Source organism: Hydrogenophaga sp. (genome assembly GCF_018780385.1).
In the GTDB taxonomy this organism is placed as follows: Bacteria; Pseudomonadota; Gammaproteobacteria; order Burkholderiales; family Burkholderiaceae_C; genus Hydrogenophaga.
In genome coordinates, this window is sequence record NZ_JADMJO010000031.1 from 1 (window position 1) to 26,357 (window position 26,357).

Below are 26,357 nucleotides of genomic sequence, written 5' to 3' on the forward strand. Positions count from 1 at the left end.
AGAGCGAGGCGCTCGATCTTTCCAATGCCACGGCCACTCATGCCGAACTCGGCGAGGCCTTGCCCGGCGTGCTGGTCGGCCTGTTGCACTCGCGCATGCCGGTGGCCGAGAAGAAGGCAGTCATGTCGCTGTTCACCGGCGGGCAGATGGGCGTGCTGGTCTCCACCACCGTGATCGAGGTCGGCGTGGACGTGCCCAACGCCTCGCTGATGGTGATCGAACACGCCGAGCGTTTCGGCCTCAGCCAGCTGCACCAGCTGCGCGGCCGCGTGGGCCGCGGCGCGGCGGCTTCTGCCTGCGTGCTCATGTACACGCCACCCGATGGCGGGCGCCTGGGCGAGACCGCGCGCGAACGCCTGAAGGCCATGGCCGAGACCAGCGACGGCTTCGAGATCGCGCGCCGCGACCTGGAGATTCGCGGCCCGGGCGAGTTCCTCGGTGCGCGCCAGTCGGGCGCACCGCTGCTGCGTTTTGCCGACCTCGCCACCGACACCCACCTGCTCGAATGGGCGCGCGCTGCCTCGCCGGTGATGCTGGCCGAGTACCCGGACCTGGCCGAAAAACACATCGCCCGCTGGTTGGGCGGCAAGGCGGAGTTCCTCAAGGCCTGAATCTTTGAACCCGCCCGCCTGGGGGGTTCCATGACGGGCGCAAAATAGCGTCATGACCCTGACCGAACTCAAATACATCGTGGCCGTGGCGCGCGAAAAGCACTTTGGCAAGGCGGCCGAAGCCTGTTTCGTTTCGCAGCCCACGCTCTCGGTGGCCATCAAGAAACTCGAAGAAGAGCTGGAGCTCAAGATCTTCGAGCGCAATGCCAACGAGATCAGCGTGACGCCGTTGGGCGAAGAGATCGTGCGCCAGGCGCAGACCGTGCTGGAGCAGGCCGCGGCCATCAAGGAGATCGCCAAGCGCGGCAAGGACCCGTTGGCCGGCCCGCTCAAGCTGGGCGTGATCTACACCATCGGCCCCTACCTGCTGCCCGACCTGGTGCGCCACGTGATCGACCGCACGCCGCAGATGCCGCTGATGCTGCAGGAGAACTTCACCGTGAAGCTGCTGGAGCAGCTGCGCCTGGGCGAGATCGACTGCGCCATCCTGGCCGAGCCTTTCCCTGACACCAATCTGGCCATTGCGCCGCTGTACGACGAGCCCTTTCTGGCCGCCGTGCCGCACACGCATCCGCTCGCCCAACAAGACCTCATCACCAACGAAGAACTCAAGCGCGAGACCATGCTGCTGCTGGGCACGGGCCATTGCTTCCGCGACCATGTGCTGGAAGTCTGTCCCGAGTTCGCCCGCTTCTCCAACGACGCCGAGGGCATCCGCAAGAGCTTCGAAGGTTCGTCGCTGGAGACCATCAAACACATGGTGGCTGCCGGCATGGGGGTGACGCTGGTGCCGCGCCTGTCGGTGCCCTCGTCGGCGCTCGAAGGCTCGACCACGCCAGGGCAGGATTTCGGCGATTCGTCCTACGTGCGTTACCTGCCGTTCGAAGGTGAGCCGCCCACGCGGCGCGTGGTGCTGGCCTGGCGGCGCAGTTTCACGCGCTACGAAGCCATCGCGGAGTTGCGCAATGCCATCTACGCCTGCGAGCTGCCGGGCGTCAAACGCCTTTCGTGATCTTTGTCTTTTCAACCATCCCCTCAGGAGTTCTCCATGGCCAAAACCGCCAGCAAAGTCAGTGCGCCCACGATCAACATCGGCATCAACGAGAAGGACCGCGCCGCCATTGCAAAAGGTTTGTCCAAGTTGCTGGCCGACACCTACACCCTGTACCTGACCACGCACAACTTCCACTGGAACGTGACCGGTCCGATGTTCAATTCGCTGCACACGATGTTCATGACGCAGTACACCGAGCTGTGGACCGCGGTGGATCCGGTGGCCGAGCGCATCCGCTCGCTGGGCCATGCGGCGCCGGGCAGCTATGCGCAGTTCGGCAAGCTCAGCTCGGTGCCCGATGCACCGGCCACGCCCCCGAAGGCGATGGAGATGGTGCACATCCTCGTGCAGGGCCACGAAGCGGTGGCGCGCACCGCGCGTGAGCTGTTTGCCGTGGTGGACAAGGCGGGTGACGAACCCACCGCCGATCTGCTGACGCAACGCCTCACCGTGCACGAGCAGACCGCGTGGATGCTGCGCTCCATTCTTGAGGACTGATCTTTCGATCATGGTCGCCGCGACGTCTCCCGCGCCTTCGCGCCTCTCGCTGTACCTCGACCTGATCCGCTGGAACCGCCCGGCGGGGTGGCTGCTGCTGCTGTGGCCGTCGCTGTCGGCGCTGTGGGTCGCGGCGAGCGGATTTCCCGGCTGGCACCTGTTGGCGGTGTTCGTGCTCGGCACCATCCTCATGCGCAGCGCGGGCTGCTGCGTGAACGACGTTGCCGACCGCGAGTTCGACAAGCATGTGAAGCGCACCGCGCAGCGCCCCGTGACCTCGGGCAAGGTCTCTGTCCGTGAAGCGCTCGCGCTGGGCGCGGTGCTGGCGCTGGCGGCGTTTGCGCTGGTGCTCACCACCAACACGCCCACGGTGCTGTGGTCGTTCGCGGCGCTGGCCATCACGCTGGCGTATCCGTACGCCAAGCGATACGTGTCGATGCCGCAGGCCGTGCTGGGCGTGGCCTTCAGCTTCGGCGTGCCGATGGCGTTTGCCGCCGTGCAGGCACAGGTGCCGCCGCTGGCATGGGTGCTGTTGCTGGGCAACCTGTTCTGGGTGGTGGCCTACGACACCGAGTACGCCATGGTGGACCGCGACGACGACCTGCGCATCGGCATGAAGACCTCGGCGATCACGCTGGGCGATGCCGACGTGCCGGCGGTCACGGCGTTCTACCTGGTGTTCCTGGCCATCTGGACCGCCGCGCTGTGGACCGTGGTGAACCCCTGGGTCTGGGGCGCGATGCTGCTGGTGGCGCTGGCCCAGGTGGCCTGGCATTTCACGCTGATCAAGGACCGCAGCCGCGACGGCTGCTTCAAGGCGTTTCGGCTCAACCACTGGCTGGGTTTCACCGTGTTCTTGGGCGTTGTACTCAGCTTGGTTTGAGCGCACTGCGTTTCGGTCGTGGTGCTTCTTCGGCTCATGGACGCGGCCTAGACTCATTGCCACCAAAGCGCTCCAACTGCGCTAAAGAGCAGACCAAGTCCGACTAACGCCTTCACGATGAATCCTTGGGCGACTTCATGCAGGAAGTTGCGCCGGAAAGTCGGTTCCACCGGCCTTAGTTGAATAAGGCTACCCCAGGCGGCAGTTGCGACGCCTGCTGCGGTGATTGACTTGCCATAGTCGGGGGGCAGTGCTGTGTTCACGTTACCGGTTGCGACCAGCACGGTGAGTGCGACCGCCGCGATCAACAAGGTCAAGAGGAAGGAGCGAAGAAGAACGCGCCGAATTTCTTTGAGTTGATTGGCTGCAATCAAGTCGGCCTCACTCTGCCATCGCGATACGGGGAATGTTCCTTCTGCGAATGCCCTTGCCATTTGTTCCGATCCGAGTTCTGCGGCTAGGTTGTGCGTGCGTGCAAGCTCGAGAAAGCGACCAGAGGCCAGAGTTGCCAGGGCGGCATCAAGTCCGCTAGCGTGCTTTGGTAACGGGAGACCAGAGTACATAGAGTCCTAACGTGTGGGCTGAGCGACCCCCACCGGCATAGTCCGGCAGTTCGGAACGTAGATGTAACGTTTCGACGCCCTGTGCCGGTGAGGATGCATGCGATTGAGTATCTAGGTCGGTAGGCTGTTGGGCAGTCTAGAGAGGAGACCGCCTTCATGACTGAAGCTTTTCCCGATCTCCGCAGCAAGAATGACTGCTCTTCTACGCGGTGCCTGACTTCGGCTTAGGGCTCGTTCCATGTCCCCTTTCCACACTCCCGCTCGCGGATGCGGTGCGCTCTGCGCAGCGGCATCAAGGAGGAGGGGCCGCAGGCCCCGGGGGACAGCCGCGGAGCAGAGCGCACCGCATCCGCGAGCAGCGCGAGGGTCACTTGCCGAACTCTCGCCCCAACTCCTCGGCGCGTTTTTGCGCGGCGAACAGCGCCTCTTCAAACTTTGCTTTCACGCCCGCTTCGTCCATCGATGTGAGCGCCGCGTAGGTTGTGCCGCCCTTGGATGTGACGCGCTCGCGCAGCGTCTGCGGCGGGTCCTCGGAGCGCTGGGCCAGCGTGGCCGCACCGACAAAGGTGCCGACCGCGAGCTGGTAGGCCACCTCGGGCGGCAGGCCCATGCGGGCGCCCGCGTCGCGCATGGCTTCGAGGAAATAGAACACGTAGGCCGGGCCCGAGCCAGAGATCGCGGTCACTGCGTCGAGCTGTTCTTCCGAGCTGACCCACACCAGTTCGCCGGTGGTCTTGACCACGGCTTCGACCAACGCGCGGTCGGCGTCGCTGGCGCCGTCGCGGGCAAAGAGGCCGGTCATGCCCAGGCCGACAAGCGCAGGTGTGTTGGGCATGGCGCGCACGATGCGCTGCGTCTGCAGCCAGCTGGCCATGCTGTCGCTGGTGATGCCCGCGGCCACGCTCAGGTGCAGCGCACCGGCCAGGTAAGGTCGGCTCTCATGGGCGGCCTCCTTGAAAGTCTGCGGCTTGACGGCCCAGACCACCAGACTCGAAGGCAGAAGATCGGTGCTGGCGGCCGCGTGCAGCGTCACCCCGGGGAACTGCTGCGCGAGCTTTGCGCGCTGCTCGTCCCAGGGTTCAACGATCTGCAGTGCGCTGGCCGGGTGACCCTGGCGGACCAGGCCGCCGACGATGGCGCTGGCCATGTTGCCGCCGCCGATGAAGGTGATGGTGGGGTGGGTGGGGGTGTTCATCGCGCCATTGTCGCGCGCCGCCGAGCCTGGTTTCAGGGCGCCACGGTCTGACGCACCGCGTGTTCCCACTGCGCCATCTTCTCGGCCGCGCGTTCGCGCGAGAGGGTGGGGTGGAAGGTGCGCTCGGCGCGCCATTGTTTCGAGAGTTCGTCCAGCCCGCCGTACAGGCCGGTGTGAAGGCCCGCCAGGTAGGCTGCGCCCAGCGCGGTGGTCTCGATCACCGCAGGCCGCACCACCGGGATGCCGAGCAGGTCGGCCTGGATCTGCATCAGCAGGTCGTTCACGCAGGCGCCGCCGTCCACCCGCAATTCACTCACGGGCACGCCGCCGGCGGCCACCGCGTCGCGGCTCATGGCGTCGAGCAGGGCAGCGCTCTGGAAGGCGATGCTCTCCAGCGCGGCGCGCGCGATGTGCGCGATGGTGGTGCCGCGCGTGAGGCCGGTGATGCTGCCGCGCGTGTCGGGTTGCCAGTAGGGCGCGCCCAGGCCGGTGAAGGCGGGCACCAGCACCACGCCGCCCGCGTCGGGCACGCTCTCGGCAAGCGACTGCACTTCGCTGCTGGACTGGATCGCACGCAGGCCGTCGCGCAGCCACTGCACCACCGCGCCGCCAATGAACACGCTGCCTTCGAGCGCGTACTGCTGAGGTCCCGGCGGCTGCGCGGTGGCCGTGGTGATCAGGCCGTTCTGGCTGACCTGGAAACGCTCGCCGGTGTGCATCAGCATGAAGCAGCCGGTGCCATAGGTGTTCTTGGCCATGCCGGCGGTGAAGCAGGCCTGGCCGAAGAGGGCGCTTTGCTGGTCGCCCGCCACGCCGCCGATCTCCAGCGGCGCGCCCAGCCATTCAGCCTTCATCTCGCCGAAGTGCGCGCTCGAGGGCAGCGCCTCGGGCATCAGACTCTTCGGGATGTCGAGAAGGGCGAGCAATTCGTCGTCCCATTCGCGGGTGTGCACGTTGAACAGCATGGTGCGTGAGGCGTTGCTCACGTCGGTGACGTGGCGTGCGCCGCCGGTGAGCTGCCAGATCAGCCAGCTGTCCACCGTGCCGAAGGCGAGTTCACCGCGCTCGGCCTGCGCGCGCGCGCCGGGCACGTTGTCCAGGATCCACTTGAGCTTGGTGCCCGAGAAATAGGCGTCGATGCGCAAACCGGTTTTTTGCAGCACGGTGTCGCTGGCGCCGCGCTCGCGCAGCTCGGCGCAGGTGCTTTCGGCGCGGCGGTCCTGCCAGACGATGGCGTTGTAGACCGGCTCACCGGTCAAGCGGCTCCACACCAGCGTGGTCTCGCGCTGGTTGGTGATGCCCACAGCCGCGAGCTGGTCGGCACGCAGGTTCGCCTGTTTCAAGGCTTCGCGCGCGGTCTCCAGCTGGGTCTGCCAGAGGTCGCGCGGATCGTGCTCGACCCAGCCGGGCTGCGGGTAGATCTGGCGGAACTCGCGCTGTGCCATGGTGACGACGCGGCCGGCGCGGTCGAACACGATGCTGCGCGAACTGGAGGTGCCCTGGTCCAGGGCAAGCAGGTAGGTCATGGTGTCTTCCGGGAAGAGGGATCAGGCGATGGCCGTGTCGTTCGGGGTGCCCACTCCGGCGATAACACATTCGACATTGCCCGCGGCCAGCAGGTCGTGGAAGGGCGGTGGAGGCGGCAGGTCGGTGAAGACCACGTCGAGGTCGTCGAGTCGCGCGAGCTCAACCATCGCAGGTCGGTTGAACTTGCTGTGATCGGCCGCGAGCCAGACCTCGCGCGACTGCTCGACGATGGCGCGCGCCACCTTGACCTCGCGGTAGTCGAAGTCGCGCAGCGTGCCGTCGGCCTCGATGCCGCTGATGCCGATCAGGCCGATGTCGACCTTGAACTGGCGCATGAAGTCCACCGTGGCCTCGCCCACGATGCCCTGGTCGGCGCCGCGCACCAGGCCGCCGGCGACGATCACCTCGCAGTCCGGGTTGGTGCTCATGAGCGAGGCGATGTGCAGGTTGTTGGTGATCACGCGCAGACCTCGGTGGTGCTGCAGCTCGCGTGCCACCGCTTCGATGGTGGTGCCGATGTTCATGATCAGCGAGCAGCCGTTGGGCACGCGCCGCGCGATGGTGCGCGCGATGCGCGTCTTGGCGTCCGACTGCATGGCCTGGCGCTGGCGGTAGGCGATGTTCTCGGTGGTCGAGCCGGGCAGGCGCACGCCACCGTGAAAGCGCGAGAGCAGACCGGCCTCGGCCAGGCGCTGCACGTCTCGGCGCACCGTTTGCAGCGTGACGCCGAAACGCTCGGCCATCGCTTCGATGGTCTGTGGGCCGTGGACGCGCACTTCGTCGAGCAGTTGGGTGTGTCTCGGGTTCAGATTCATGGTGGGTGGAGCGGAGCAAAGGGGCCGCCCGAACATAACGGAAATTCTTTTGACCCCGATCAGGGTAAGTACCGAATAAAAAGGAACATAAACGAACAATAGAATCCTGCAAACGAAATGCCATCCGATCATGGGTGTGCGGTTATTCACGCTGGGAACCGAATGCAGCTTTCTCTGGATCAAGTGGGCAAGACCGTCGGGCCTGCCGTTCACCTCTATCCCCAAAGCCTGAACCTGGCGCCTGGCGCCGTGACGGTGCTGCTGGGCGCCACGCAGGCCGGCAAGACCAGCCTGATGCGCGTCATGGCGGGGCTGGACGTGGCGAGCACCGGCCGCGTGCTGGTGGACGGTGCGGACGTGACGCGCATGTCGGTGCGTCAGCGCAACGTGGCCATGGTCTACCAGCAGTTCGTCAACTACCCCTCGATGACGGTGGCGCAGAACATCGCCTCGCCGATGCGCCTGCGCGGTGACCGCGACGTGGACCAGAAAGTGCGTGACATCGCCGCTCGTCTTCACATCGACATGTTCCTGGACCGCCTGCCGGCCGAACTCTCGGGCGGACAGCAGCAACGCGTGGCGCTGGCTCGCGCCCTGGCCAAGCAGGCGCCGCTGATGTTGTTTGACGAGCCGCTGGTGAATCTGGACTACAAGCTGCGCGAAGAGCTGCGCGAGGAACTCACCCACCTGTTTGCCACCGGCGACTCCACCGTGGTCTACGCCACCACCGAGCCGGGCGAGGCGCTGCTGCTGGGCGGATACACCGCGGTGATGGATGCGGGTGAACTGCTGCAGTACGGCCCGACCGCCGAGGTGTTCCACCAGCCACAGAGCATCCGCGTGGCGCGCGCCTTCAGCGACCCGCCGATGAACCTGTTGGCCGCCGAGGCGGTGGCCGGGGGTGTGCGGGTGCAGGGTGGCGAGGTCTGGCCCTTGCAACTGCCGGCCGACGCACCACAACGCCTCACGCTGGGGCTGCGCGCCGGCGGCCTTCGCGTGGTCGCCAGGCCGGGCGACGTGGCCTTGCCCGGGCGCGTGGAACTGGCCGAGATCGCGGGCTCCGACACCTTCGTGCACGTGCACACCCTCGTGGGTGAGCTGGTGGCCCAGCTCACCGGTGTGCACGTCTGCCCGCTGGGCGACCCGATCACGCTCTACCTGCAGCCCGACAGCCTGTTTGTCTTTGATGCCGACGGCCCGCTGGTGCGCTCGCCGGCGCGTCCTGGAAAGGCCAGCTGATGGCACGCATCGAACTCGACCTGGCGCACGCCTACAAGCCGCATCCGAAAGCGGACGAGGACTACGCGCTGCTGCCGCTGAAGATGACGTTCGAGGACGGCGGCGCCTACGCGCTGCTCGGCCCCTCGGGCTGCGGCAAGACGACCATGCTCAACATCATCTCGGGCCTGCTCGTCCCCTCGCAGGGCACGGTGCGCTTCGATGGCAAGGACGTGACGCGCCAGAGCCCGCAGCAGCGCAACATCGCGCAGGTGTTCCAGTTCCCGGTGATCTACGACACCATGACGGTGGCGCAGAACCTCGCGTTTCCGCTGAAAAACCGCAAGGTGCCCGAAGCCGAAATCAAGGCGCAGGTGGGGCGCATTGCCGAGATGCTGGAGATGAGCCACCAGCTCGACATGCGCGCGGCGGGCCTGAGCGCCGACCAGAAGCAGAAGATTTCGCTGGGCCGTGGTCTGGTGCGCTCCGACGTGTCGGCCGTGCTGTTCGACGAGCCCCTGACCGTGATCGATCCGCACCTGAAATGGCAACTGCGGCGCAAGCTCAAGCAGATTCACCACGAGCTCAAGCTGACGCTGATCTACGTGACGCACGACCAGGTGGAGGCGCTGACCTTCGCCGACGAGGTGGTGGTGATGACGCGCGGCCGCGCGGTGCAGGTGGGCGCGGCCGAGGCGCTGTTCGAGCGGCCGGCGCACACCTTCGTGGGCCATTTCATCGGCTCACCCGGCATGAACTTCCTGCCCGCGACCAGCGTGCGCGGTGGCCTGGTGGTGCTGGACAAGCCGCTGGCGCTCACCAACGGCCATGTGTTGCCCGAGGGGCCGCTCAAGCTGGGCATCCGCCCCGAATACCTGGCGCTCGGCCAGGCCGGTGAACCCAACACCTTGCCCGCGACGGTGACGCGCGTGCAGGACATCGGCACCTACGTGATGGTCACCCTGGAGGCCGGCGAGCACCGCCTCAAGTGCCGCCTGGCGCCCGAAGCCGCCGCACCGGTGGCAGGCGAGACCGTGCACCTGCGGGTGCTCGGCGAGCACACCTGCTTCTACCAAGACGAGGCACTCATCGCATGAGCACCGCGCCGGGCCGCCCCAAGCAAGCTCGCACCGCAGTGCGCAGCACGGAGGTTTTTGAATGAGCAATACGACCAAACCCGTGAACCAGAAAGCCTGGTTCCTCGTGCTGCCGGTCATCGTCTGTGTGGCCTTTTCGGCCATCCTGCCGCTGATGACGGTGGTGAACTATTCGGTGCAGGACATCTTCTCGCCCGACCGCCGCGTGTTCGTCGGCACCGAATGGTTTTCCGCCGTGATGCGCGACGAAGAGCTGCACCTGGCGCTGTGGCGGCAGATCCAGTTTTCGCTGGCGGTGCTGCTGGTGGAGATCCCGTTGGGCATCGCGCTGGCGCTCTCCATGCCTGCGCAAGGCTGGAAGTCCTCGGCCGTGCTGGTGCTGGTGGCGTTGTCGCTGCTGATCCCGTGGAACGTGGTCGGCACCATCTGGCAGATCTTCGGCCGCGCCGACATCGGCCTGCTCGGCTATTTCCTGCAGTGGGTCGGCATGGAGTACAGCTACACCGGCAACTCCACCCATGCCTGGTGGACGGTGTTGGCCATGGATGTGTGGCACTGGACGCCGCTGGTGGCGCTGCTCGCTTTCGCCGGGTTGCGCAGCATCCCCGATGCGTACTACCAGGCCGCCAGCATTGACGGCGCGAGCAAGTGGGCGGTGTTTCGCTACATCCAGCTGCCCAAGATGCGCGGCGTGCTCATGATCGCGGTGCTGCTGCGCTTCATGGACAGCTTCATGATCTACACCGAGCCCTTCGTGCTCACCGGCGGCGGCCCCGGCAACGCCACCACCTTCCTCTCGCAGTACCTCACCACCAAGGCGGTCGGTCAGTTCGACCTCGGCCCGGCGGCGGCGTTCTCCCTCATCTACTTCCTCATCATCCTGCTGTTCTGCTTCGTGCTCTACAACTGGATGCAGAGCCTGGGCACGTCCGAGAAAGAGCAAGGCCATGGATAACAGACGCTTTCGCAAGAGGACGCTGTTCCTCATCGCCTACCTGATCTTCGCGCTGTTGCCCATCTACTGGATGGTCAACATGAGCTTCAAGACCAACCAGGAAATCCTGTCCTCGTTCACGCTCTGGCCGGCCGAGTTCACCTGGGCCAACTACCGGACCATCTTCACCGACCCGTCCTGGTACTCGGGCTACATCAACAGCCTGATCTATGTGGGCATCAACACAGTGATCTCGCTCACCGTGGCGCTGCCGGCGGCCTATGCGTTCTCGCGCTACCGATTCCTGGGCGACAAGCACGTGTTCTTCTGGTTGCTGACCAACCGCATGACGCCGCCCGCGGTGTTCCTGCTGCCGTTCTTCCAGCTCTACACCACGCTCGGCCTGATGGACACGCACATCGCCGTGGCGATGGCGCACCTGCTGTTCAACGTGCCGCTAGCGGTGTGGATTCTCGAAGGCTTCATGAGCGGCATCCCGCGCGAGATCGACGAGACGGCCTACATCGATGGCTACAGCTTCCCGCGCTTCTTCTTCACCATCTTCCTGCCGCTCATCAAGGCCGGCGTTGGCGTGGCGGCCTTCTTCTGTTTCATGTTCAGCTGGGTCGAACTGCTGCTGGCGCGCACGCTCACCAGCGTGAACGCCAAGCCCATCGTGGCCACCATGACACGCACGGTGAGCGCCAGCGGCATGGACTGGGCCACGCTGGCCGCGGCGGGCGTGCTCACCATCGTGCCGGGCGCCATCGTCATCTGGTTCGTGCGGCACTACATCGCCAAGGGCTTTGCGATGGGGCGTGTTTAAAACTTTGTGGGTCAGAGCACGCGCAGCGTGCTCTGACCCCAACTGACTGGGGGTATTTATGTTCACGTGGATGGTCTGGACCACACCGGTCGCTGTCTTTTTTACTTGCATTGCACTCATGCTCATCGGCATGACCGTGTGGGAAATCAAGTCGCCCACCGTCGAGCGCAAGGGCTTCCTGCCCATGGTCACCACGCGCGGTGACCGTCTCTTCATCGGCCTGCTCGGTGCGGCCTACATCAACCTGGCCTTCATCGGCATGGCGGGCTGGCTCACGCAATGGCTTTCGCTGGAGCAGGAGCCCAGCATCTGGATCTCCTTCGTCGCGTCCATGGCCTGGCTGGTGCTGGCGCTGCGCAAGGGCTGATCGCTTCATGGTCTTCGGTATTCGGCCCATTGCTTCCCCGGGGCCGAGACCTGTCACACACCGGGGAAGCACACCGATCGAGGAGACAACATGAGATTGCGACACACCCCTCTGGCCCTGGCAGCGTTGCTCGCCATGGGCTCCTTGCCCGCCTGGGCCGACGAGGCCGCAGCGAAGAAGTGGATCGACAGCGAGTTCCAGCCCTCCACCCTGACCAAGGCCCAGCAGGCCGCCGAGATGAAGTGGTTCATCGACGCCGCAGCCAAGCTCAAGGCCAAAGGCGTGAAAGAGATTTCGGTGGTTTCCGAGACCATCACCACGCACGAGTACGAGAGCAAGACACTGGCCAAGGCCTTCACCGAGATCACCGGCATCACCGTCAAGCACGACTTGATTCAAGAAGGCGATGTGGTCGAGAAGCTGCAGACCTCGATGCAGTCGGGCAAGTCGATCTACGACGGCTGGATCAGCGACTCCGACCTGATCGGCACGCACTACCGCTACGGCAAGATCATGAACCTGACCGACTACATGGCCGGCGCAGGCAAGGAGTGGACCAACCCCGGGCTGGACATCAAGGACTTCATCGGCACCAGCTTCACCACCGGCCCCGACAAGAAGCTCTACCAATTGCCCGACCAGCAGTTCGCCAACCTCTACTGGTTCCGCGCCGACCTGTTTGCGCGCCAGGACCTGAAGGACAAGTTCAAAGCCAAATACGGCTACGACCTGGGCGTGCCACTGAACTGGAGCGCCTACGAAGACATTGCCGCCTTCTTCAGCGAAGACGTCAAGACCATCGACGGCAAGCCGATCTATGGCCACATGGACTACGGCAAGAAAGACCCGTCGCTGGGTTGGCGCTTCACCGATGCCTGGCTCTCGATGGCCGGCACCGCCGACGTCGGCATTCCCAACGGCAAGCCTGTGGACGAGTGGGGCATCCGTTCTTCTGCCGACGGCTGCACGCCGCTGGGCGCCAGCGTCTCGCGCGGAGGCGCCACCAACTCGCCCGCCGCGGTGTACGCGCTCACCAAGTACGTGGACTGGATGAAGAAGTACGCGCCCAAAGAAGCCACCGGCATGACCTTTGGCGAAGCCGGTCCGGTGCCCGCCCAGGGCCAGATCGCGCAGCAGATCTTCTGGTACACCGCCTTCACCGCCGACATGACCAAGCCCGGCCTGCCGGTGGTGAATGCCGACGGCACGCCGAAGTGGCGCATGGCCCCCGGCCCCAACGGCCCCTACTGGAAACAGGGCATGCAGAACGGCTACCAGGACGTGGGCTCGTGGACCTTCTTCAAGGACCACGACGCCAACAAGACCGCCGCCGCCTGGCTCTACGCCCAGTTTGTGACCGCCAAGACGACCAGCCTGAAGAAGACCATGGTCGGCCTGACCCCGATCCGCGAGTCCGACATCCAGAGCAAGGCCATGACCGACATGGCACCCAAGCTCGGCGGCCTGGTGGAGTTCTACCGCAGCCCGGCGCGCGTGGCCTGGACGCCCACCGGCACCAACGTGCCCGACTACCCCAAGCTGGCCCAGCTCTGGTGGCAGAACGTGGCCCAGGCCGTGACCGGCGAGAAGACGCCCCAGGCTGCGATGGACAGCCTGGCCGACCAGATGGATCAGGTCATGGGGCGCCTGGAGCGTGCGGGCATGGAGCGTTGCGCGCCCAAGCTCAACCCGAAAGGCGACCCCAACAAGTACCTGAGCGACACGGCAGCGCCCTGGAAGAAGCTGGCCAACGAGAAGCCCAAGGGAGAGACCATCGCCTACGACCAGCTGCTCAACGCATGGAAGAATGGCAAGGCCCGTTGATTTGACGCATCGATTTTTGTAGCAACCCGCCCTCTGCGCCGCTCTGGTGCAGAGGGTCACCCCTCTTTCCATGAAACGCGCAGAACTGCTTGAATCGCTGCCCCGCCACGGTGTGTACGACCTGGCGGTCGTCGGTGGCGGTGCCACCGGCCTCGGGGTGGCGCTCGACGCGGCGCTGCGCGGTTTTTCGGTCGTGCTGCTGGAGTCGCACGACTTCGCCGGCGGCACTTCATCCCGTTCCACCAAGCTGCTGCACGGCGGCGTGCGCTACCTCGCGCAGGGCAACCTGGCCCTGGTGCGCGAGGCGCTGGCCGAGCGTGCCACGGTGCTGCGTATCGCGCCCCATCTCGCGCAGCCCTTGCCCTTTGTCATGCCGTCCTACCACTGGTGGCAGACCCCTTTCTACGGCATTGGCCTCAAGCTGTATGACCTGCTGGCCGGCTCTGCGGGACTCGGGCGCACCGAATTCCTCAGCCGCGCGCAAACCTTGCAAGCCTTGCCGGGTGTGAATCCCGACGGGCTGCGCGGCGGCGTCAAGTACTGGGACGGCCAGTTCGACGATGCGCGCCTGGCGCTGGCGCTCGCCCGCAGCGCAGAGGCCGCCGGAGCCCACGTCGTGAACTACGCCGAAGTCACGGCCGTTCGCCAGTTGTCAGGCAGTGAGGGCCCGCTTTCATCTGTGGATGTTTCCGATCGGCGAGGCGCAGGCTCGTTCCAATTGAAGGCCCGCTGCGTGGTCAATGCCACCGGCGTCTGGGTGGACGCCTTGCGCGATCACACCCAGCCTGCGGCCACCCAGGGCGCGCCCTCGCGCATGGTCAGCCCCAGTCAGGGGGTGCACGTGGTGGTCGACCGTGATTTCATGCCCGGTGGTCACGCCCTGCTGGTGCCCAAGACACGCGACGGGCGCGTGCTGTTTGCCGTGCCGTGGCTGGGCAAGCTGGTGCTGGGCACCACCGACACCCCGCGCCGCGATCTGCCGCGCGAGCCCGATCCCTTCGCAGAAGAACTCGAATTCATCCTCAGCGAGGCCAGCCAGGCGCTGAGCCGGCCGGTGCGCCGAGAGGACATCAAAAGTCTCTGGGTGGGTCTGCGCCCCCTCGTGGCCGCGCCCGCGGCGGCCGAAGGTGGCACCAAGGTGCTGTCACGCGAACACACCATCGTGGTCGATGCCAATGGCCTGGTCACGGTGACCGGGGGCAAATGGACCACCTACCGCGCCATGGCCGAGGATGTGCTGGAGCGCTGCTTCGCCAGCCAGCTCTTGCCACGCCGTGCGGGAGGCCAGAGCGCATCTCATGTGTTGAAAGGCGCTGCTGTGGCCAGTCCGGCGACGCCTCTGCACGCGGCGCCCGGCCTGCACCTGTATGGCTCCGATGGGGCGCAAGTGAATGATTGCCCCGGGAAAGAAAACGTGCTGGGGGCAGGCTTGACGGAGGCCATGGTGCGTTACGCCGCGCGCTTCGAGCACGCCCAGACGGTGGAAGACGTGCTCGCCAGGCGCTCCCGCATTCTGTTTCTGGATGCCACCGAGGCTGCTCGACTGGCCCCCGCCGTGGCCGACATCCTCCAGCAAGAGCTGGGCGCGGACCCGGCGCTGAGGCCATTTCTCGACCTCTGCACCCGATATCTGCCGGCGCCCGACGCGATTTAGAGGTTTTTCGCAGGTCGGTGCGTTGACAGTCCGCTGAAACCATGTGATACTGCGCGGCTTCGCTCTAAAAAAGCGAGGCAATCTGCCCACTCGGAAGGGATTGGATCTGGCTTAGGCCACTCCGGTTCTCGACGACGGGCCCAAGACTGATCACTCCTGGCCGTGGTGGCTGGGGGGATTCAAGTTGGGACTTAAATCAAATGATCCAAACGCAATCTCGACTCGATGTTGCCGACAACACGGGCGCCAAGTCCGTGATGTGCATCAAGGTGCTCGGCGGCTCCAAGCGGCGTTACGCCAGCGTGGGCGACGTCATCAAGGTCACCATCAAAGAAGCAGCGCCCCGTGGCCGCGTCAAAAAAGGCGAGGTTTACAACGCTGTGGTGGTTCGCACCGCCAAGGGCATCCGTCGTCAAGACGGCGCTCTCATCAAATTCGACGGCAACGCAGCAGTGTTGCTCAACGCCAAGCTGGAGCCCATCGGCACCCGCATCTTCGGACCGGTGACGCGCGAGCTGCGCACCGAAAAGTTCATGAAGATCGTGTCGCTGGCGCCCGAGGTTCTCTGAGGAATCATCATGAACAAGATTCGCAGTGGTGACGAAGTCATCGTGATCGCAGGTCGCGACAAGGGCAAGCGCGGCAAGGTCGTGCTCCGTGCCGACGACAGCAAGGTGCTCGTCGAAGGCGTGAACATCGTCAAGAAGCACGCCAAGCCGAACCCCATGAAGGGTGTGACCGGCGGCATTATCGAAAAAACCATGCCCATCCACCAGTCCAACATCGCCATCTTCAATGGCGCCACGGGCAAGGCAGATCGCGTGGGCATCAAGCTCCTGGCTGACGGCAAAAAAGTGCGCGTCTTCAAGTCCAGCGGCGAAGAAATCAAGGCGGCATGACCATGGCACGTTTGCAAGACATTTTCCGCGACACCATCGCGCCGAGCCTGGTGGAGAAGTTCGGCTACAAGTCGATCATGGAGGTGCCCCGCATCACCAAGATCACGCTGAACATGGGCGTGAGCGAAGCCGTTGCCGACAAGAAGGTCATGGACAACGCCGTGGGCGACCTGACCAAGATCGCCGGCCAGAAGCCTGTTGTGACCAAGGCTCGCAAGGCGATCGCCGGTTTCAAGATCCGCGAGCAGCAGGCCATCGGTTGCATGGTGACGCTTCGCGGCGCCAAGATGTACGAATTCCTGGACCGTTTCGTCACCGTGGCCCTGCCCCGTGTGCGCGACTTCCGTGGTATCTCCGGTCGTTCTTTTGACGGCCGTGGCAACTACAACGTCGGCGTCAAGGAACAGATCATTTTCCCTGAGATCGAGTACGACAAGGTTGACGCCTTGCGCGGTCTCAACATCAGCATCACGACGACCGCCAAGAACGATGAAGAGTGCAAGGCTCTTCTGGCTGGTTTCCGTTTCCCGTTCAAGAACTGAGGTGGCGCGTGGCTAAACAAGCACTACTGCAACGTGAACTCAAGCGCGAAAAACTCGCCGCCAAGTTCGCCAAGAAATACAACGAATTCAAAGCCGTCGCCAACGACGTCAAGAAGTCCGACGAAGAGCGCGATGCGGCCCGCCTGGGTCTGCAGAAGCTGCCCCGCAATTCGAACCCGACTCGTCAGCGCAACCGCTGCGAGATCACCGGTCGTCCGCGTGGCACCTTTGCCCACTTCGGCTTGGCTCGCGCCAAGGTCCGTGAAATGGCGTTTGCCGGAGAAATCCCCGGCATCACCAAAGCCAGCTGGTAAGCCCTAGGAGAACCACAAATGAGCATGAGTGATCCTATCGCCGACATGTTGACCCGCATCCGCAACGCGCAGATGGTGGAAAAAGCCAGCGTGTCGATGCCGGCCTCCAAGGTCAAAGCCGCGATCGCCCAAGTCCTGAAGGACGAAGGCTACATCGACGGATTCCAGGTCAAGAACAACGACGGCAAGAGCGAACTCGAAATCGCCTTGAAGTACTACGCTGGCCGTCCCGTGATCGAACGCATCGAGCGTGTGAGCCGTCCTGGCCTGCGCGTTTACCGCGGTCGCAACGCCATCCCCCAGGTCCAGAACGGTCTGGGCGTGGCCATCGTCACCACCCCCCAGGGTGTGATGACCGATCGCAAGGCTCGCGCCACCGGTGTCGGCGGCGAAGTCCTGTGTTACGTCGCCTGATGCGGGCATTGAGGAGCAATTAATGTCACGTATTGGAAAACTGCCGGTCTCCATCCCTGCCGGGGTCGAGATCGCCGTCAAAGACGACCTGATCAACGTCAAGGGCACTCTCGGTGCCCTGGCGCTGGCGCAAAACGCGCTGGTGAAAGTTGAAAGCAACAACGGCGCGCTGACCTTCGTTCCCGTGAACGAGTCCCGCGAAGCCAACGCCATGTCGGGCACCATGCGTCAGCTGGTCAACAACATGGTCAACGGCGTCAGCAAGGGCTTCGAGAAGAAGCTCACGCTGCTGGGCGTGGGCTACAAGGCCCAGGCTCAAGGCACCAAGCTCAACCTGACGGTGGGTTACTCCCACCCGGTGGTGATGGACATGCCTGCCGGCATCAAGGTGGAAACGCCGACGCCGACCGAAATCCTGATCAAGGGTTCGGACCGCCAGCGTGTTGGTCAGATCGCTTCCGAAGTGCGGGCCGTGCGCCCCCCCGAGCCCTACAAGGGCAAGGGCATCCGCTACGCGGATGAAAAGGTCGTGATCAAGGAAACCAAGAAGAAATAAGGATCAGGATCATGTTGACCAAAAAAGAGCAACGTCTCCGCCGCGCCCGCCAAACGCGCATCCGCATCGCGCAGCAAGGCGCCGTGCGCCTGAGCGTGAACCGCACCAACCTGCACATCTACGCCAACGTCATCTCCGACGACGGCGCCAAGGTGCTGGCCTCGGCCTCCACGGCCGAAGCCGAAGTGCGTGCCCAGATCGGTGGCGCCGGCAAAGGTGGCAATGCCGCCGCTGCTGCCCTGATCGGCAAACGCATCGCCGAGAAGGCCAAGGCCGCCGGTATTGAAAAGGTGGCGTTCGACCGTTCCGGTTTTGCCTACCACGGTCGGGTGAAAGCCCTGGCAGACGCCGCCCGCGAAGCCGGCCTGCAGTTCTGATCAAACGGAAACCACAAAATGGCTAAATTTACGGCAAACATCAAGAACGAAGCGAACGAAGACGGTTTGCGCGAGAAGATGATCGCGATCAACCGTGTGACCAAGGTGGTCAAGGGCGGTCGCATCCTCGGTTTCGCAGCACTGACCGTCGTCGGCGACGGCGATGGCCGCGTGGGCATGGGCAAGGGCAAGGCGCGTGAAGTGCCGGTGGCCGTACAGAAGGCCATGGAAGCGGCCCGTCGCAACATGATCAAGGTGTCGCTGAAGAACGGTTCGTTGCACCACAGCGTGCACGGTGAACACGGCGCTTCCAACGTCATGATGCTGCCCGCCTCCAAAGGTACCGGCATCATTGCCGGCGGCCCGATGCGCGCTGTGTTTGAAGTGCTCGGCATCACCGACGTCGTGGCCAAGAGCCATGGCTCGAGCAATCCCTACAACCTGGTGCGTGCCACGCTGGACGCACTGAAGAATTCAACCACCCCGTCCGACGTGGCTGCCAAGCGTGGCAAGTCCGTCGAAGACATCCTGGGTTGATTGGAGCGATCATGACCACTCAAAATACCGTCAAGGTCCAACTGGTGCGCAGCCCCATTGGAACCAAGCAATCCCACCGCGACACCGTGCGCGGCCTCGGCCTGCGCAAGATCAACAGCATCAGCGAGCTGCAGGACACGCCCGCCGTGCGCGGCATGATCAACAAGATCAGCTACCTGGTCAAAATCGTCTGATCGGAGTCACTGACATGCAACTCAACACCATCAAGCCTTCTGAAGGCTCCAAGCACGCCAAGCGTCGCGTCGGTCGCGGCATTGGCTCGGGCCTGGGCAAGACTGCCGGCCGCGGCCACAAGGGTCAAAAGTCACGTTCGGGTGGCTACCACAAGGTGGGCTTCGAAGGCGGTCAAATGCCTCTGCAGCGCCGCTTGCCCAAGCGTGGTTTCAAGTCGACCCAGCTGCAGTTCAATGCTGAGGTGACCCTGACCGACATCAGCGCACTCAACGTGGCCGATGTGGACATGCTCGTGCTCAAGCAGGCTGGCTTGGTGCCTCACCTTGCCAAGCGCGTCAAGGTCATCAAGACCGGTGAACTCACGCGTGCCGTGTCCTTCAAGGACGTGTCGGTCACTGCGGGCGCCAAAGCCGTGATCGAAGCCGCTGGCGGCTCGATCGCCTGACCGGAACCCGACGGAACTGACCTGTGGCAACTGGATCCACGTCCCTGGCCAAAACCGGCAAGTTCGGCGACCTGCGTCGCCGGCTGGTTTTCTTGCTGCTCGCCTTGGTGGTGTACCGCATTGGTGCGCACATCCCGGTGCCGGGCATCGACCCCGCGCAACTTGAACAGCTGTTCAAGGGGCAGGCGGGTGGCATTCTCAGCCTTTTCAACATGTTCTCGGGCGGAGCGCTGTCGCGCTTCACCGTGTTCGCGTTGGGCATCATGCCGTACATCTCGGCATCGATCATCATGCAGCTCATGACTTACGTGGTTCCCACGTTCGAGCAGCTGAAAAAAGAGGGTGAGGCCGGTCGTCGCAAGATCACGCAATACACCCGTTACGGCACATTGGGCTTGGCGATCTTCCAGTCGATGGGCATTGCGCTCGCGCTGGAGGGCTCTGCGGGCTTGGTGATCGATCCGGGGATGGGCTTTCGCCTGACGGCGGTGGTCAGCTTGGTGGCGGGCACTATGTTCCTCATGTGGCTCGGCGAGCAGATCACCGAGCGTGGTCTGGGCAACGGCATCTCGATCCTGATCTTCGCCGGCATCGCAGCGGGCTTGCCCAGTGCCGTGGGCGGTTTGCTGGAACTGGTTCGCACCGGAGCCATGAACATCCTGATCGCCATTTTCATCATCGCGCTGGTGGTTCTGGTGACCTACTTCGTGGTGTTTGTGGAGCGCGGTCAGCGCAAGATTCTGGTGAACTACGCGCGCCGTCAGGTGGGCAACAAGGTCTACGGTGGTCAGTCGTCGCACCTGCCCTTGAAGCTGAACATGGCCGGCGTGATCCCGCCGATCTTTGCCTCGTCGATCATCCTGTTGCCCACCACGGTGGTGAGTTGGGTGAGCACGGGTGACTCCACACGTTGGTTGCGCGACATCGCTTCTGCTCTGTCGCCAGGTCAGCCGATCTACGTGGCCTTGTACGCGGCGGCCATCATCTTCTTCTGCTTCTTTTACACGGCGTTGGTGTTCAACAGCCGCGAGACCGCGGACAACTTGAAGAAGAGTGGTGCGTTCATTCCCGGTATTCGCCCTGGCGACCAGACTGCGCGCTACATCGACAAGATCCTGCTGCGTTTGACGTTGGCCGGTGCCGTGTACATCACCGCCGTCTGTCTGCTGCCCGAGTTCCTCATCCTGAAGTACAACGTGCCGTTCTATTTTGGCGGCACCTCTCTGTTGATCATTGTTGTGGTCACCATGGATTTCATGGCTCAGGTTCAGAACTACATGATGTCGCAGCAGTACGAATCACTGCTCAAGAAGGCTAACTTCAAGACGTCACCTGGTAGTTGAGTTTTTGTATGTCCAAGGACGACGTGATCGAGATGCAAGGCGAGGTAGTGGAAAACCTCCCCAACGCGACCTTCAGGGTCAAACTCGAAAACGGTCATGTGGTCCTGGGACACATCAGCGGCAAGATGAGGATGCATTACATCCGCATCCTGCCTGGCGACAAGGTCAAGGTAGAGCTCACGCCCTACGACCTCACCAGAGCGCGAATCGTTTTTCGCTCGAAGTGAGTGGTTGGTTGTTGAATATTTTTGGAATATCTAGGAGAAGACTATGAGAGTTTCGGCTTCGGTCAAAAAAATGTGCCGCAACTGCAAGATCATCAAGCGGCACGGTGTTGTGCGAGTCATTTGCACCGATCCGCGTCATAAGCAGCGTCAAGGCTGATTGAAGTTTAGAGGACCATCATGGCTCGTATTGCAGGCATCAACATTCCGCCGCACAAGCACGCTGAAATCGGCTTGACGGCAATCTTCGGTATTGGTCGCACCCGCGCTCGCAAGATCTGCGAAGCATGCGGTATCGACTACACGAAGAAGATCAAGGACCTGAGCGACGCGGAACTCGAAAAAGTTCGCGATCAGGTTGGCACGTTCACGATCGAAGGCGACCTCCGCCGTGAAACGACCATGAACATCAAGCGATTGATGGACATCGGTTGCTACCGCGGTTTCCGTCACCGTCGTGGCCTGCCGCTGCGTGGTCAGCGCACGAAGACCAATGCGCGCACGCGCAAAGGTCCCCGCAAGGCAGCTCAGTCGCTGAAGAAGTAATCGGTTCGAAGGATTCCCATGGCCAAGTCACCCTCCACCAGCGCATCCGCACGCGTTCGCAAGAAAGTCCGCAAGAACATTGCCGACGGCATCGCGCACGTGCACGCCTCGTTCAACAACACCATCATCACGATCACCGATCGCCAAGGCAATGCGTTGTCCTGGGCGTCATCCGGTGGCCAGGGCTTCAAGGGCTCGCGCAAATCCACACCGTTCGCTGCCCAGGTGGCATCTGAAGTGGCTGGCCGCGCTGCCATTGAGCAAGGCATCAAAAACCTGGATGTCGAGATCAAGGGCCCGGGTCCTGGTCGCGAATCTTCGGTGCGCGCCCTGGGTGCCCTCGGCATCCGCATCAATTCCATCTCTGACGTGACGCCCGTGCCGCACAACGGCTGCCGTCCGCAGAAACGCCGCCGCATCTAAGGCGGTACCGCGTACGCGGTATAATGGAAAGCTTTTTTCGAGCGCCACCGCAGTCGCCTGCGGTGGCATTTTTTGCTAAGCCCACCGCCACTTCATTCGAGGAGTGGCTCCCGCAATGACATCGGTTGATGCCGGTTGCGGCAGAAACACAAGGACATCAACGTGGCACGTTACCTCGGCCCCAAGGCCAAACTTTCCCGCCGTGAAGGCTCCGACCTGTTGCTCAAGAGCGCCCGCCGCTCGATCAGCGACAAGGCCAAATTCGACTCCAAGCCCGGCCAGCACGGCCGTACCTCGGGTCAGCGCACTTCCGATTTCGGCGTGCAGCTGCGCGAGAAGCAGAAAGTCAAGCGCACGTATGGCGTGCTTGAGCGCCAGTTCCGCCGCTACTTCGCAGAAGCAGACCGTCGCCGTGGCAACACCGGCGCCAACCTGCTGTTCCTGCTGGAAGCACGACTGGACAACGTCGTGTTCCGCATGGGCTTTGCATCGACCCGCGCCGAAGCCCGCCAGATCGTGTCCCACAAGGCGATCCTGGTGAATGGCAAGTCGGTCAATATCCCGTCGTACTCCGTGAAGGCTGGCGATGTGATCGCCGTTCGCGAGAAGTCGAAGAAGCAGGGTCGCGTGCTTGAAGCCATGGAACTGGCCAAGCAGATCGGCTTCCCTGCATGGGTGGACGTATCGGTTGAAAAGGTCGAAGGCGTGTTCAAGAAGTCGCCTGACCGCGACGAGTTCGCCTCCGACGTCAACGAATCGTTGATCGTCGAACTGTATTCCCGTTAATTTCGTTCCCGGCATGCACCTTTGCGGGTGCGGCCGGGCCATGCTCCATCTGCCTTATCGGTGTAACGAGCCGAGGGTACTGAAGGAAGTTTGAATGCTGAACAATCTGCTGAAGCCCAAAACCATCAACGTCGAGCAACTCTCGGCCAACCGCGCCAAAGTCACGCTCGAGCCTTTTGAGCGTGGTTACGGCCACACGCTGGGCAACGCCCTGCGCCGGGTTTTGCTGTCTTCCATGACCGGCCATGCGCCGACCGAAGTCACCATCGCGGGTGTGGTGCACGAATACTCGTCGATCGACGGCGTCCAGGAAGATGTGGTCAACATGCTCCTGAACCTCAAGGGCGTGGTGTTCAAGCTCCACAATCGCGACGAAGTCACGCTGAGCCTGCGCAAGGACGGCGAGGGCCTCGTGACTGCCGCTGACATCCAGACCCCGCACGATGTTGAAATCGTGAATCCCGGTCATGTCATCGCCACGCTGTCTGCTGGCGCCAAGCTGGACATGCAGATCAAGGTTGAAAAAGGTCGCGGTTACGTTCCTGGCAGCCTGCGTCGCAATGATGATCAGGCCCGCTCCATCGGCCGCATCGTTCTGGATGCATCGTTCTCGCCCGTCAAGCGCGTGAGCTACACCGTTGAGAGCGCTCGTGTCGAGCAGCGTACCGACTTGGACAAGTTGGTGCTCGAAATCGAGACCAACGGTTCCATTGGTCCTGAAGAGGCGGTTCGTGCCTCCGCCAAGATTCTGGTTGAGCAACTGGCTGTGTTTGCGCAGCTCGAAGGCGCCGAGCTCAACTTTGAAGCTCCTGCGCAGCGCAGCTCGCAACAGTTTGATCCGATCCTGTTGCGCCCTGTGGATGAGCTTGAGCTCACCGTGCGTTCGGCCAACTGCCTGAAGGCGGAGAACATTTATTACATCGGTGATCTGATTCAGCGCACCGAGAATGAGCTGCTGAAGACCCCCAACCTGGGTCGCAAGTCGCTCAACGAAATCAAGGAAGTGCTCGCTTCGCGCGGCTTGACCTTGGGCATGAAGCTTGAAAACTGGCCACCAGCCGGTTTGGACAAGCACTGAAATTCCGCGAGCCGGCTTGAGCTGGCGACGGACGAACTTGCAGTACCTGACACGGCTGCGGGCAAAACAACTGAAAGGATGAAATATGCGTCACGGACACGGACTTAGAAAACTCAACCGCACCAGCGAGCACCGCCTCGCGATGCTTCGCAACATGATGAACTCGTTGCTCACGCACGAAGTCATCAAGACCACGGTGCCCAAAGCCAAGGAGCTGCGTCGCGTCGTGGAACCCATGATCACGCTGGCCAAGGTCGCCACGGTGGCCAATCGCCGGCTGGCGTTTGACCGACTGCGCGACCGTGATGTGGTCGTGAAGTTGTTCAACGAACTGGGCCCGCGCTTTGCCGCCCGTCCAGGTGGTTACACCCGTATCTTGAAGATGGGATACCGCGTGGGCGACAACGCGCCCATGGCGCTCGTCGAGTTGGTGGATCGTGCAGAAGATGCTGCGCCAGCCGCCGAAGCCGACAAGGCGTGATAGAATACAAGGCTTGACGCGCGGTGGAGCAGCCTGGTAGCTCGTTGGGCTCATAACCCAAAGGTCGCAAGTTCAAATCTTGCCCGCGCAACCAACCAAATCAAGCACTTGCTTGTCACTGAAGCCCTCGGAAACGAGGGCTTTTTTGTTTTCTGGGCGCCGTCGACCGTCTCTGAAGACCATCCATGGCCTCTCAAATCCGCACCTGCCGGCGCCATTCGCGTGGTGCGAAATGGAAGCGCTCCCGAAATGCCCTGCTGAAATGTGCAGCGTCGTTGAAACCCCAGCTGAAGGCTATCTCGGCGACCGACACGTTGGTCCGCCGGGGGTCCAACAGATCACGGCTGCATGCCTCCAGCCTGTGGCTCCACAGGTATTGGGACGGCGACAAGGGTTCAGACTTGAACAGCCGGTGAATATGTCCGGCCGACATGCCCAGCTCTGCGGCGATGGATTCGATGGTCAACGCCGGTTCATGAATCCGATCGTCGATGCGCTGCTTGATGCGCGCCACGTGGTAAGCGCTCATCGAAGACAGGTCGGCTGACTTGCATGCGGGCAGTGACATCAGACCCGCCACGAGCACATTCACCACCCCCTGGGACACGGCAGCTGCCGAGGCCGGCATCAAGCTGTCTGCCTCTTCGCGCAAGGTCCTGATCATGTTGATCAGCAGGTGACCCGCGCCGGCGCGGCCGGACACGGTTGTAGCCGTGAGTCCCTCCGTGTTGCGCACCAACGAACGAAGTTGATCACCATTCAGCTTCAGCACTATCTCCTCGAAATCGTCTCCGAAGTGCAGCACATAGGGGCGCGTACTGTCGTAGATGGCGAAATCCCCGGGCGACATCATCGCGTCGCGTCCATCTTGGGAAATGACGCCATGACCTTGCGTTTGAATGCTCACGATGAAGCAGTCGTCCGTTGCGCGGGAGATGTCGCGGGGCGTGCGCATCACGCGTTGAGCACGCGAGTTCACCATGGACACATCCAGCCCGGGCAGCTTGTGGCTGAGGATCGAACCCCTGAACTCGCTGCGTTCGTCGGCGTCGCATTCCAGCTGCACATAGGTCGTGCAGATCATGTCGATCCAGTAGGCCAGGCGCTGGTCGGGCGCGACGTCATCTGTGGTCAGCGTGTGACTCATGGCGATCCCAGTGATGAAAGGGGTGGTCAGACACAGCATAAACATGCTGATGGCGATTGGGAATGATCCTCCGAACCCTGCGTCCCCTCAAGCAAGGTGCACACCGGAAAACACCTGGACGCGAGCCACAGTCAACCAATCTGCGACTTTGAGACAAGACGCAATGGCTGCCGGCACCGAGCATGGAGCGGCCGGTCAGGAAAGCTTCGTGATCGCAGACCCGACTCCCCATCCACTTCGAGGAAGAGCACATGCCCAGTCAAATCCACCCCAAGCTTCGCGTCGCTGCAGTCCAGGCCGCGCCCGTGTACCTGGACCTCGACGGGACGATCGACAAAACGATCGACCTCATGCAGGAAGCAGCCAGGCAAGGCGCCAGGCTGGTGGCGTTTCCCGAGACGTGGATTCCGGGCTACCCCTGGTGGATCTGGCTGAATTCTCCGGCGATGGGGATGCAGTTCGTCCAGCGCTACCACGACAACTCGCTGGTGGTCGGGTCTGCAGAGTTCGACCGACTGGGGAAGGCCGCTCGCGACCTGGGCATCTGGATGTCAACGGGCTACAGCGAGCGTGCTGGTGGCAGTCTGTACATCGCCCAGGCCCTGTTCGACGATCAGGGCAACGTGGTCAAGACTCGGCGCAAGCTCAAGCCCACGCACGTGGAACGCACGGTCTTCGGTGAGGGCGACGGCAGCGACCTCGCGGTGATGGAAACGCCCATCGGCAATGTCGGCATGCTGGCCTGCTGGGAACACTTGCAACCCCTCAGCAAGTTCGCGATGTACGCACAGAACGAGCAGATCCATATTGGCGCCTGGCCGAGCTTCTCGCTCTATCGTGGCGCTGCCCATGCGCTCGGCGCCGAGGTGAACAACGCTGTCAGCCAGGTCTATGCGGCCGAGGGTCAGTGTTTTGTGGTCGCTCCTTGCGCTACGGTTTCCAAGGCCATGCACGAGATGCTGTGCACCGACCCCCTTCAAAAGC

General features: G+C 63.1%; 35 protein-coding genes and 1 tRNA gene. 31 read left to right on the forward strand and 5 right to left on the reverse strand.

All coding sequences use genetic code 11. From position 1 onward, the window contains the following. The 4 genes from IV113_RS12315 to ubiA all read left to right on the forward strand — a co-directional run. On the forward strand, positions 1 to 611 hold a 611-nt coding region (locus tag IV113_RS12315), incomplete at its 5' end, for a helicase-related protein (RefSeq protein ID WP_291085191.1). Positions 612 to 663: 52 nt separating this feature from the next. Next, positions 664 to 1,623, forward strand: coding sequence for a hydrogen peroxide-inducible genes activator (locus tag IV113_RS12320; RefSeq protein WP_291085194.1), 960 nt, complete (start codon positions 664 to 666; stop codon positions 1,621 to 1,623). Between the two features lie 36 nt (positions 1,624 to 1,659). Then, entirely contained in the window at positions 1,660 to 2,163 is a 504-nt protein-coding gene (locus IV113_RS12325) for a Dps family protein (RefSeq protein ID WP_291085197.1), read from the forward strand. Between the two features lie 10 nt (positions 2,164 to 2,173). Beyond that, positions 2,174 to 3,046, forward strand: a complete 873-nt coding sequence (ubiA, locus tag IV113_RS12330; protein ID WP_291085201.1) for a 4-hydroxybenzoate octaprenyltransferase — start codon at positions 2,174 to 2,176, stop codon at positions 3,044 to 3,046. A 53-nt stretch (positions 3,047 to 3,099) separates the two neighbouring features. On the opposite strand, the gene IV113_RS12335 is transcribed toward ubiA, so the two are convergent. The 4 genes from IV113_RS12335 to IV113_RS12350 form a co-directional block, all read right to left on the reverse strand. Continuing rightward, entirely contained in the window at positions 3,100 to 3,420 is a 321-nt protein-coding gene (locus IV113_RS12335) for a hypothetical protein (RefSeq protein WP_291085204.1), read from the reverse strand. 556 nt (positions 3,421 to 3,976) lie between these two features. Further along, on the reverse strand, positions 3,977 to 4,804 hold the full coding sequence (proC, locus tag IV113_RS12340; protein ID WP_291085207.1) for a pyrroline-5-carboxylate reductase: 828 nt from the start codon (positions 4,802 to 4,804) through the stop codon (positions 3,977 to 3,979). Between the two features lie 32 nt (positions 4,805 to 4,836). After that, positions 4,837 to 6,330, reverse strand: coding sequence for a glycerol kinase GlpK (gene glpK / locus IV113_RS12345; RefSeq protein WP_291085210.1), 1,494 nt, complete (start codon positions 6,328 to 6,330; stop codon positions 4,837 to 4,839). Positions 6,331 to 6,351: 21 nt separating this feature from the next. Beyond that, positions 6,352 to 7,146 (reverse strand): DeoR/GlpR family DNA-binding transcription regulator, encoded by a 795-nt coding sequence (locus IV113_RS12350; protein ID WP_291085213.1) that lies wholly within the window; start codon positions 7,144 to 7,146, stop codon positions 6,352 to 6,354. 162 nt (positions 7,147 to 7,308) lie between these two features. On the opposite strand from IV113_RS12350, the gene IV113_RS12355 reads away from it, so the two are divergent. The 26 genes from IV113_RS12355 (at position 7,309) to IV113_RS12480 (ending at position 24,320) form a co-directional block, all read left to right on the forward strand. Continuing rightward, complete coding sequence (locus tag IV113_RS12355; RefSeq protein ID WP_291085216.1) at positions 7,309 to 8,385, forward strand: ABC transporter ATP-binding protein; 1,077 nt, start codon at positions 7,309 to 7,311, stop codon at positions 8,383 to 8,385. Then, complete coding sequence (locus IV113_RS12360) at positions 8,385 to 9,461, forward strand: ABC transporter ATP-binding protein (protein WP_291085219.1); 1,077 nt, start codon at positions 8,385 to 8,387, stop codon at positions 9,459 to 9,461. The genes IV113_RS12355 and IV113_RS12360 overlap by 1 nt, the downstream gene beginning before the upstream one ends. A gap of 61 nt (positions 9,462 to 9,522) precedes the next feature. Continuing rightward, the gene (locus IV113_RS12365; RefSeq protein WP_291085222.1) at positions 9,523 to 10,416 is read left to right on the forward strand and encodes a sugar ABC transporter permease; all 894 of its coding nucleotides are present in this window, start codon (positions 9,523 to 9,525) and stop codon (positions 10,414 to 10,416) included. Continuing rightward, positions 10,409 to 11,221 carry a carbohydrate ABC transporter permease gene (locus tag IV113_RS12370; RefSeq protein ID WP_291085225.1) on the forward strand — a complete coding sequence of 271 codons (813 nt, stop codon included), beginning with the start codon at positions 10,409 to 10,411 and terminating at the stop codon, positions 11,219 to 11,221. Before IV113_RS12365 ends, IV113_RS12370 begins: the two co-directional genes overlap by 8 nt. A gap of 58 nt (positions 11,222 to 11,279) precedes the next feature. Continuing rightward, complete coding sequence (locus IV113_RS12375) at positions 11,280 to 11,588, forward strand: DUF2160 domain-containing protein (protein ID WP_291085228.1); 309 nt, start codon at positions 11,280 to 11,282, stop codon at positions 11,586 to 11,588. Between the two features lie 90 nt (positions 11,589 to 11,678). After that, a complete protein-coding gene (locus IV113_RS12380; RefSeq protein WP_291085231.1) occupies positions 11,679 to 13,412 on the forward strand; it encodes an ABC transporter substrate-binding protein in 1,734 nt (577 codons plus the stop codon). Positions 13,413 to 13,482: 70 nt separating this feature from the next. Beyond that, positions 13,483 to 15,066: a glycerol-3-phosphate dehydrogenase/oxidase gene (locus IV113_RS12385; RefSeq protein WP_291085233.1), complete on the forward strand. Its 1,584-nt coding sequence runs from the start codon at positions 13,483 to 13,485 to the stop codon at positions 15,064 to 15,066. A 200-nt stretch (positions 15,067 to 15,266) separates the two neighbouring features. Continuing rightward, the gene (rplN, locus tag IV113_RS12390; RefSeq protein WP_056268999.1) at positions 15,267 to 15,635 is read left to right on the forward strand and encodes a 50S ribosomal protein L14; all 369 of its coding nucleotides are present in this window, start codon (positions 15,267 to 15,269) and stop codon (positions 15,633 to 15,635) included. A gap of 9 nt (positions 15,636 to 15,644) precedes the next feature. After that, complete coding sequence (gene rplX, locus IV113_RS12395) at positions 15,645 to 15,965, forward strand: 50S ribosomal protein L24 (RefSeq protein ID WP_056268996.1); 321 nt, start codon at positions 15,645 to 15,647, stop codon at positions 15,963 to 15,965. A gap of 2 nt (positions 15,966 to 15,967) precedes the next feature. Beyond that, a complete protein-coding gene (gene rplE / locus IV113_RS12400; RefSeq protein WP_159603317.1) occupies positions 15,968 to 16,507 on the forward strand; it encodes a 50S ribosomal protein L5 in 540 nt (179 codons plus the stop codon). A gap of 8 nt (positions 16,508 to 16,515) precedes the next feature. Then, a complete protein-coding gene (gene rpsN, locus IV113_RS12405) occupies positions 16,516 to 16,821 on the forward strand; it encodes a 30S ribosomal protein S14 (protein ID WP_056268994.1) in 306 nt (101 codons plus the stop codon). Between the two features lie 18 nt (positions 16,822 to 16,839). Beyond that, on the forward strand, positions 16,840 to 17,235 hold the full coding sequence (rpsH, locus tag IV113_RS12410) for a 30S ribosomal protein S8 (RefSeq protein WP_291085245.1): 396 nt from the start codon (positions 16,840 to 16,842) through the stop codon (positions 17,233 to 17,235). A gap of 22 nt (positions 17,236 to 17,257) precedes the next feature. Next, positions 17,258 to 17,791: a 50S ribosomal protein L6 gene (gene rplF / locus IV113_RS12415; protein WP_056268989.1), complete on the forward strand. Its 534-nt coding sequence runs from the start codon at positions 17,258 to 17,260 to the stop codon at positions 17,789 to 17,791. 11 nt (positions 17,792 to 17,802) lie between these two features. Further along, on the forward strand, positions 17,803 to 18,168 hold the full coding sequence (rplR, locus tag IV113_RS12420; protein WP_291085251.1) for a 50S ribosomal protein L18: 366 nt from the start codon (positions 17,803 to 17,805) through the stop codon (positions 18,166 to 18,168). 18 nt (positions 18,169 to 18,186) lie between these two features. Next, positions 18,187 to 18,705, forward strand: a complete 519-nt coding sequence (rpsE, locus tag IV113_RS12425) for a 30S ribosomal protein S5 (protein ID WP_056268984.1) — start codon at positions 18,187 to 18,189, stop codon at positions 18,703 to 18,705. An 11-nt stretch (positions 18,706 to 18,716) separates the two neighbouring features. Further along, on the forward strand, positions 18,717 to 18,899 hold the full coding sequence (gene rpmD, locus IV113_RS12430; protein WP_291085256.1) for a 50S ribosomal protein L30: 183 nt from the start codon (positions 18,717 to 18,719) through the stop codon (positions 18,897 to 18,899). A 14-nt stretch (positions 18,900 to 18,913) separates the two neighbouring features. Next, positions 18,914 to 19,345, forward strand: coding sequence for a 50S ribosomal protein L15 (rplO, locus tag IV113_RS12435; protein WP_291085259.1), 432 nt, complete (start codon positions 18,914 to 18,916; stop codon positions 19,343 to 19,345). A 23-nt stretch (positions 19,346 to 19,368) separates the two neighbouring features. After that, the gene (gene secY, locus IV113_RS12440; RefSeq protein WP_056268977.1) at positions 19,369 to 20,688 is read left to right on the forward strand and encodes a preprotein translocase subunit SecY; all 1,320 of its coding nucleotides are present in this window, start codon (positions 19,369 to 19,371) and stop codon (positions 20,686 to 20,688) included. A gap of 8 nt (positions 20,689 to 20,696) precedes the next feature. Continuing rightward, the gene (gene infA, locus IV113_RS12445; RefSeq protein WP_029461331.1) at positions 20,697 to 20,915 is read left to right on the forward strand and encodes a translation initiation factor IF-1; all 219 of its coding nucleotides are present in this window, start codon (positions 20,697 to 20,699) and stop codon (positions 20,913 to 20,915) included. A gap of 43 nt (positions 20,916 to 20,958) precedes the next feature. Further along, positions 20,959 to 21,072, forward strand: coding sequence for a 50S ribosomal protein L36 (rpmJ, locus tag IV113_RS12450; protein ID WP_009514917.1), 114 nt, complete (start codon positions 20,959 to 20,961; stop codon positions 21,070 to 21,072). Between the two features lie 20 nt (positions 21,073 to 21,092). Further along, positions 21,093 to 21,458 (forward strand): 30S ribosomal protein S13, encoded by a 366-nt coding sequence (rpsM, locus tag IV113_RS12455; protein WP_056268975.1) that lies wholly within the window; start codon positions 21,093 to 21,095, stop codon positions 21,456 to 21,458. An 18-nt stretch (positions 21,459 to 21,476) separates the two neighbouring features. After that, a complete protein-coding gene (gene rpsK / locus IV113_RS12460; RefSeq protein WP_056268973.1) occupies positions 21,477 to 21,881 on the forward strand; it encodes a 30S ribosomal protein S11 in 405 nt (134 codons plus the stop codon). Positions 21,882 to 22,043: 162 nt separating this feature from the next. Next, on the forward strand, positions 22,044 to 22,667 hold the full coding sequence (gene rpsD, locus IV113_RS12465) for a 30S ribosomal protein S4 (protein WP_056269099.1): 624 nt from the start codon (positions 22,044 to 22,046) through the stop codon (positions 22,665 to 22,667). 94 nt (positions 22,668 to 22,761) lie between these two features. Then, complete coding sequence (gene rpoA, locus IV113_RS12470) at positions 22,762 to 23,745, forward strand: DNA-directed RNA polymerase subunit alpha (protein WP_159603327.1); 984 nt, start codon at positions 22,762 to 22,764, stop codon at positions 23,743 to 23,745. 85 nt (positions 23,746 to 23,830) lie between these two features. Further along, positions 23,831 to 24,226, forward strand: coding sequence for a 50S ribosomal protein L17 (rplQ, locus tag IV113_RS12475; protein ID WP_291085285.1), 396 nt, complete (start codon positions 23,831 to 23,833; stop codon positions 24,224 to 24,226). A gap of 17 nt (positions 24,227 to 24,243) precedes the next feature. Next, positions 24,244 to 24,320, forward strand: a tRNA-Met gene (locus tag IV113_RS12480). 99 nt (positions 24,321 to 24,419) lie between these two features. Here the strand turns inward: IV113_RS12480 and IV113_RS12485 are convergent. Next, entirely contained in the window at positions 24,420 to 25,373 is a 954-nt protein-coding gene (locus IV113_RS12485; RefSeq protein WP_291085288.1) for a helix-turn-helix domain-containing protein, read from the reverse strand. Positions 25,374 to 25,624: 251 nt separating this feature from the next. Here IV113_RS12485 and IV113_RS12490 point away from each other — a divergent pair. Further along, positions 25,625 to 26,357 (forward strand): carbon-nitrogen hydrolase family protein (locus IV113_RS12490; RefSeq protein ID WP_291085291.1); only part of this gene is annotated, 733 nt, incomplete at its 3' end.

What these genes read in the sequence shown, in the direction of transcription:
- rplF (WP_056268989.1), top strand. Translation starts at nt 17,258, where the DNA reads ATGTCACGTATTGGAAAACTGCCGGTCTCCATCCCTGCCGGGGTCGAG.
- IV113_RS12355 (WP_291085216.1), top strand. Translation starts at nt 7,309, where the DNA reads ATGCAGCTTTCTCTGGATCAAGTGGGCAAGACCGTCGGGCCTGCCGTT.
- rpmD (WP_291085256.1), top strand. Translation starts at nt 18,717, where the DNA reads ATGACCACTCAAAATACCGTCAAGGTCCAACTGGTGCGCAGCCCCATT.
- IV113_RS12375 (WP_291085228.1), top strand. Translation starts at nt 11,280, where the DNA reads ATGTTCACGTGGATGGTCTGGACCACACCGGTCGCTGTCTTTTTTACT.
- rpmJ (WP_009514917.1), top strand. Translation starts at nt 20,959, where the DNA reads ATGAGAGTTTCGGCTTCGGTCAAAAAAATGTGCCGCAACTGCAAGATC.
- IV113_RS12385 (WP_291085233.1), top strand. Translation starts at nt 13,483, where the DNA reads ATGAAACGCGCAGAACTGCTTGAATCGCTGCCCCGCCACGGTGTGTAC.
- proC (WP_291085207.1), bottom strand. Translation starts at nt 4,804, where the DNA reads ATGAACACCCCCACCCACCCCACCATCACCTTCATCGGCGGCGGCAAC.
- rplE (WP_159603317.1), top strand. Translation starts at nt 15,968, where the DNA reads ATGGCACGTTTGCAAGACATTTTCCGCGACACCATCGCGCCGAGCCTG.
- rpsE (WP_056268984.1), top strand. Translation starts at nt 18,187, where the DNA reads ATGGCTAAATTTACGGCAAACATCAAGAACGAAGCGAACGAAGACGGT.
- IV113_RS12380 (WP_291085231.1), top strand. Translation starts at nt 11,679, where the DNA reads ATGAGATTGCGACACACCCCTCTGGCCCTGGCAGCGTTGCTCGCCATG.
- rpsH (WP_291085245.1), top strand. Translation starts at nt 16,840, where the DNA reads ATGAGCATGAGTGATCCTATCGCCGACATGTTGACCCGCATCCGCAAC.
- IV113_RS12320 (WP_291085194.1), top strand. Translation starts at nt 664, where the DNA reads ATGACCCTGACCGAACTCAAATACATCGTGGCCGTGGCGCGCGAAAAG.
- rpsM (WP_056268975.1), top strand. Translation starts at nt 21,093, where the DNA reads ATGGCTCGTATTGCAGGCATCAACATTCCGCCGCACAAGCACGCTGAA.
- IV113_RS12325 (WP_291085197.1), top strand. Translation starts at nt 1,660, where the DNA reads ATGGCCAAAACCGCCAGCAAAGTCAGTGCGCCCACGATCAACATCGGC.
- IV113_RS12365 (WP_291085222.1), top strand. Translation starts at nt 9,523, where the DNA reads ATGAGCAATACGACCAAACCCGTGAACCAGAAAGCCTGGTTCCTCGTG.
- rplQ (WP_291085285.1), top strand. Translation starts at nt 23,831, where the DNA reads ATGCGTCACGGACACGGACTTAGAAAACTCAACCGCACCAGCGAGCAC.
- rplO (WP_291085259.1), top strand. Translation starts at nt 18,914, where the DNA reads ATGCAACTCAACACCATCAAGCCTTCTGAAGGCTCCAAGCACGCCAAG.
- infA (WP_029461331.1), top strand. Translation starts at nt 20,697, where the DNA reads ATGTCCAAGGACGACGTGATCGAGATGCAAGGCGAGGTAGTGGAAAAC.
- rplR (WP_291085251.1), top strand. Translation starts at nt 17,803, where the DNA reads ATGTTGACCAAAAAAGAGCAACGTCTCCGCCGCGCCCGCCAAACGCGC.
- rplX (WP_056268996.1), top strand. Translation starts at nt 15,645, where the DNA reads ATGAACAAGATTCGCAGTGGTGACGAAGTCATCGTGATCGCAGGTCGC.
- IV113_RS12350 (WP_291085213.1), bottom strand. Translation starts at nt 7,146, where the DNA reads ATGAATCTGAACCCGAGACACACCCAACTGCTCGACGAAGTGCGCGTC.
- rplN (WP_056268999.1), top strand. Translation starts at nt 15,267, where the DNA reads ATGATCCAAACGCAATCTCGACTCGATGTTGCCGACAACACGGGCGCC.
- ubiA (WP_291085201.1), top strand. Translation starts at nt 2,174, where the DNA reads ATGGTCGCCGCGACGTCTCCCGCGCCTTCGCGCCTCTCGCTGTACCTC.
- IV113_RS12370 (WP_291085225.1), top strand. Translation starts at nt 10,409, where the DNA reads ATGGATAACAGACGCTTTCGCAAGAGGACGCTGTTCCTCATCGCCTAC.
- IV113_RS12360 (WP_291085219.1), top strand. Translation starts at nt 8,385, where the DNA reads ATGGCACGCATCGAACTCGACCTGGCGCACGCCTACAAGCCGCATCCG.
- rpoA (WP_159603327.1), top strand. Translation starts at nt 22,762, where the DNA reads ATGCTGAACAATCTGCTGAAGCCCAAAACCATCAACGTCGAGCAACTC.
- glpK (WP_291085210.1), bottom strand. Translation starts at nt 6,330, where the DNA reads ATGACCTACCTGCTTGCCCTGGACCAGGGCACCTCCAGTTCGCGCAGC.
- rpsK (WP_056268973.1), top strand. Translation starts at nt 21,477, where the DNA reads ATGGCCAAGTCACCCTCCACCAGCGCATCCGCACGCGTTCGCAAGAAA.
- IV113_RS12485 (WP_291085288.1), bottom strand. Translation starts at nt 25,373, where the DNA reads ATGAGTCACACGCTGACCACAGATGACGTCGCGCCCGACCAGCGCCTG.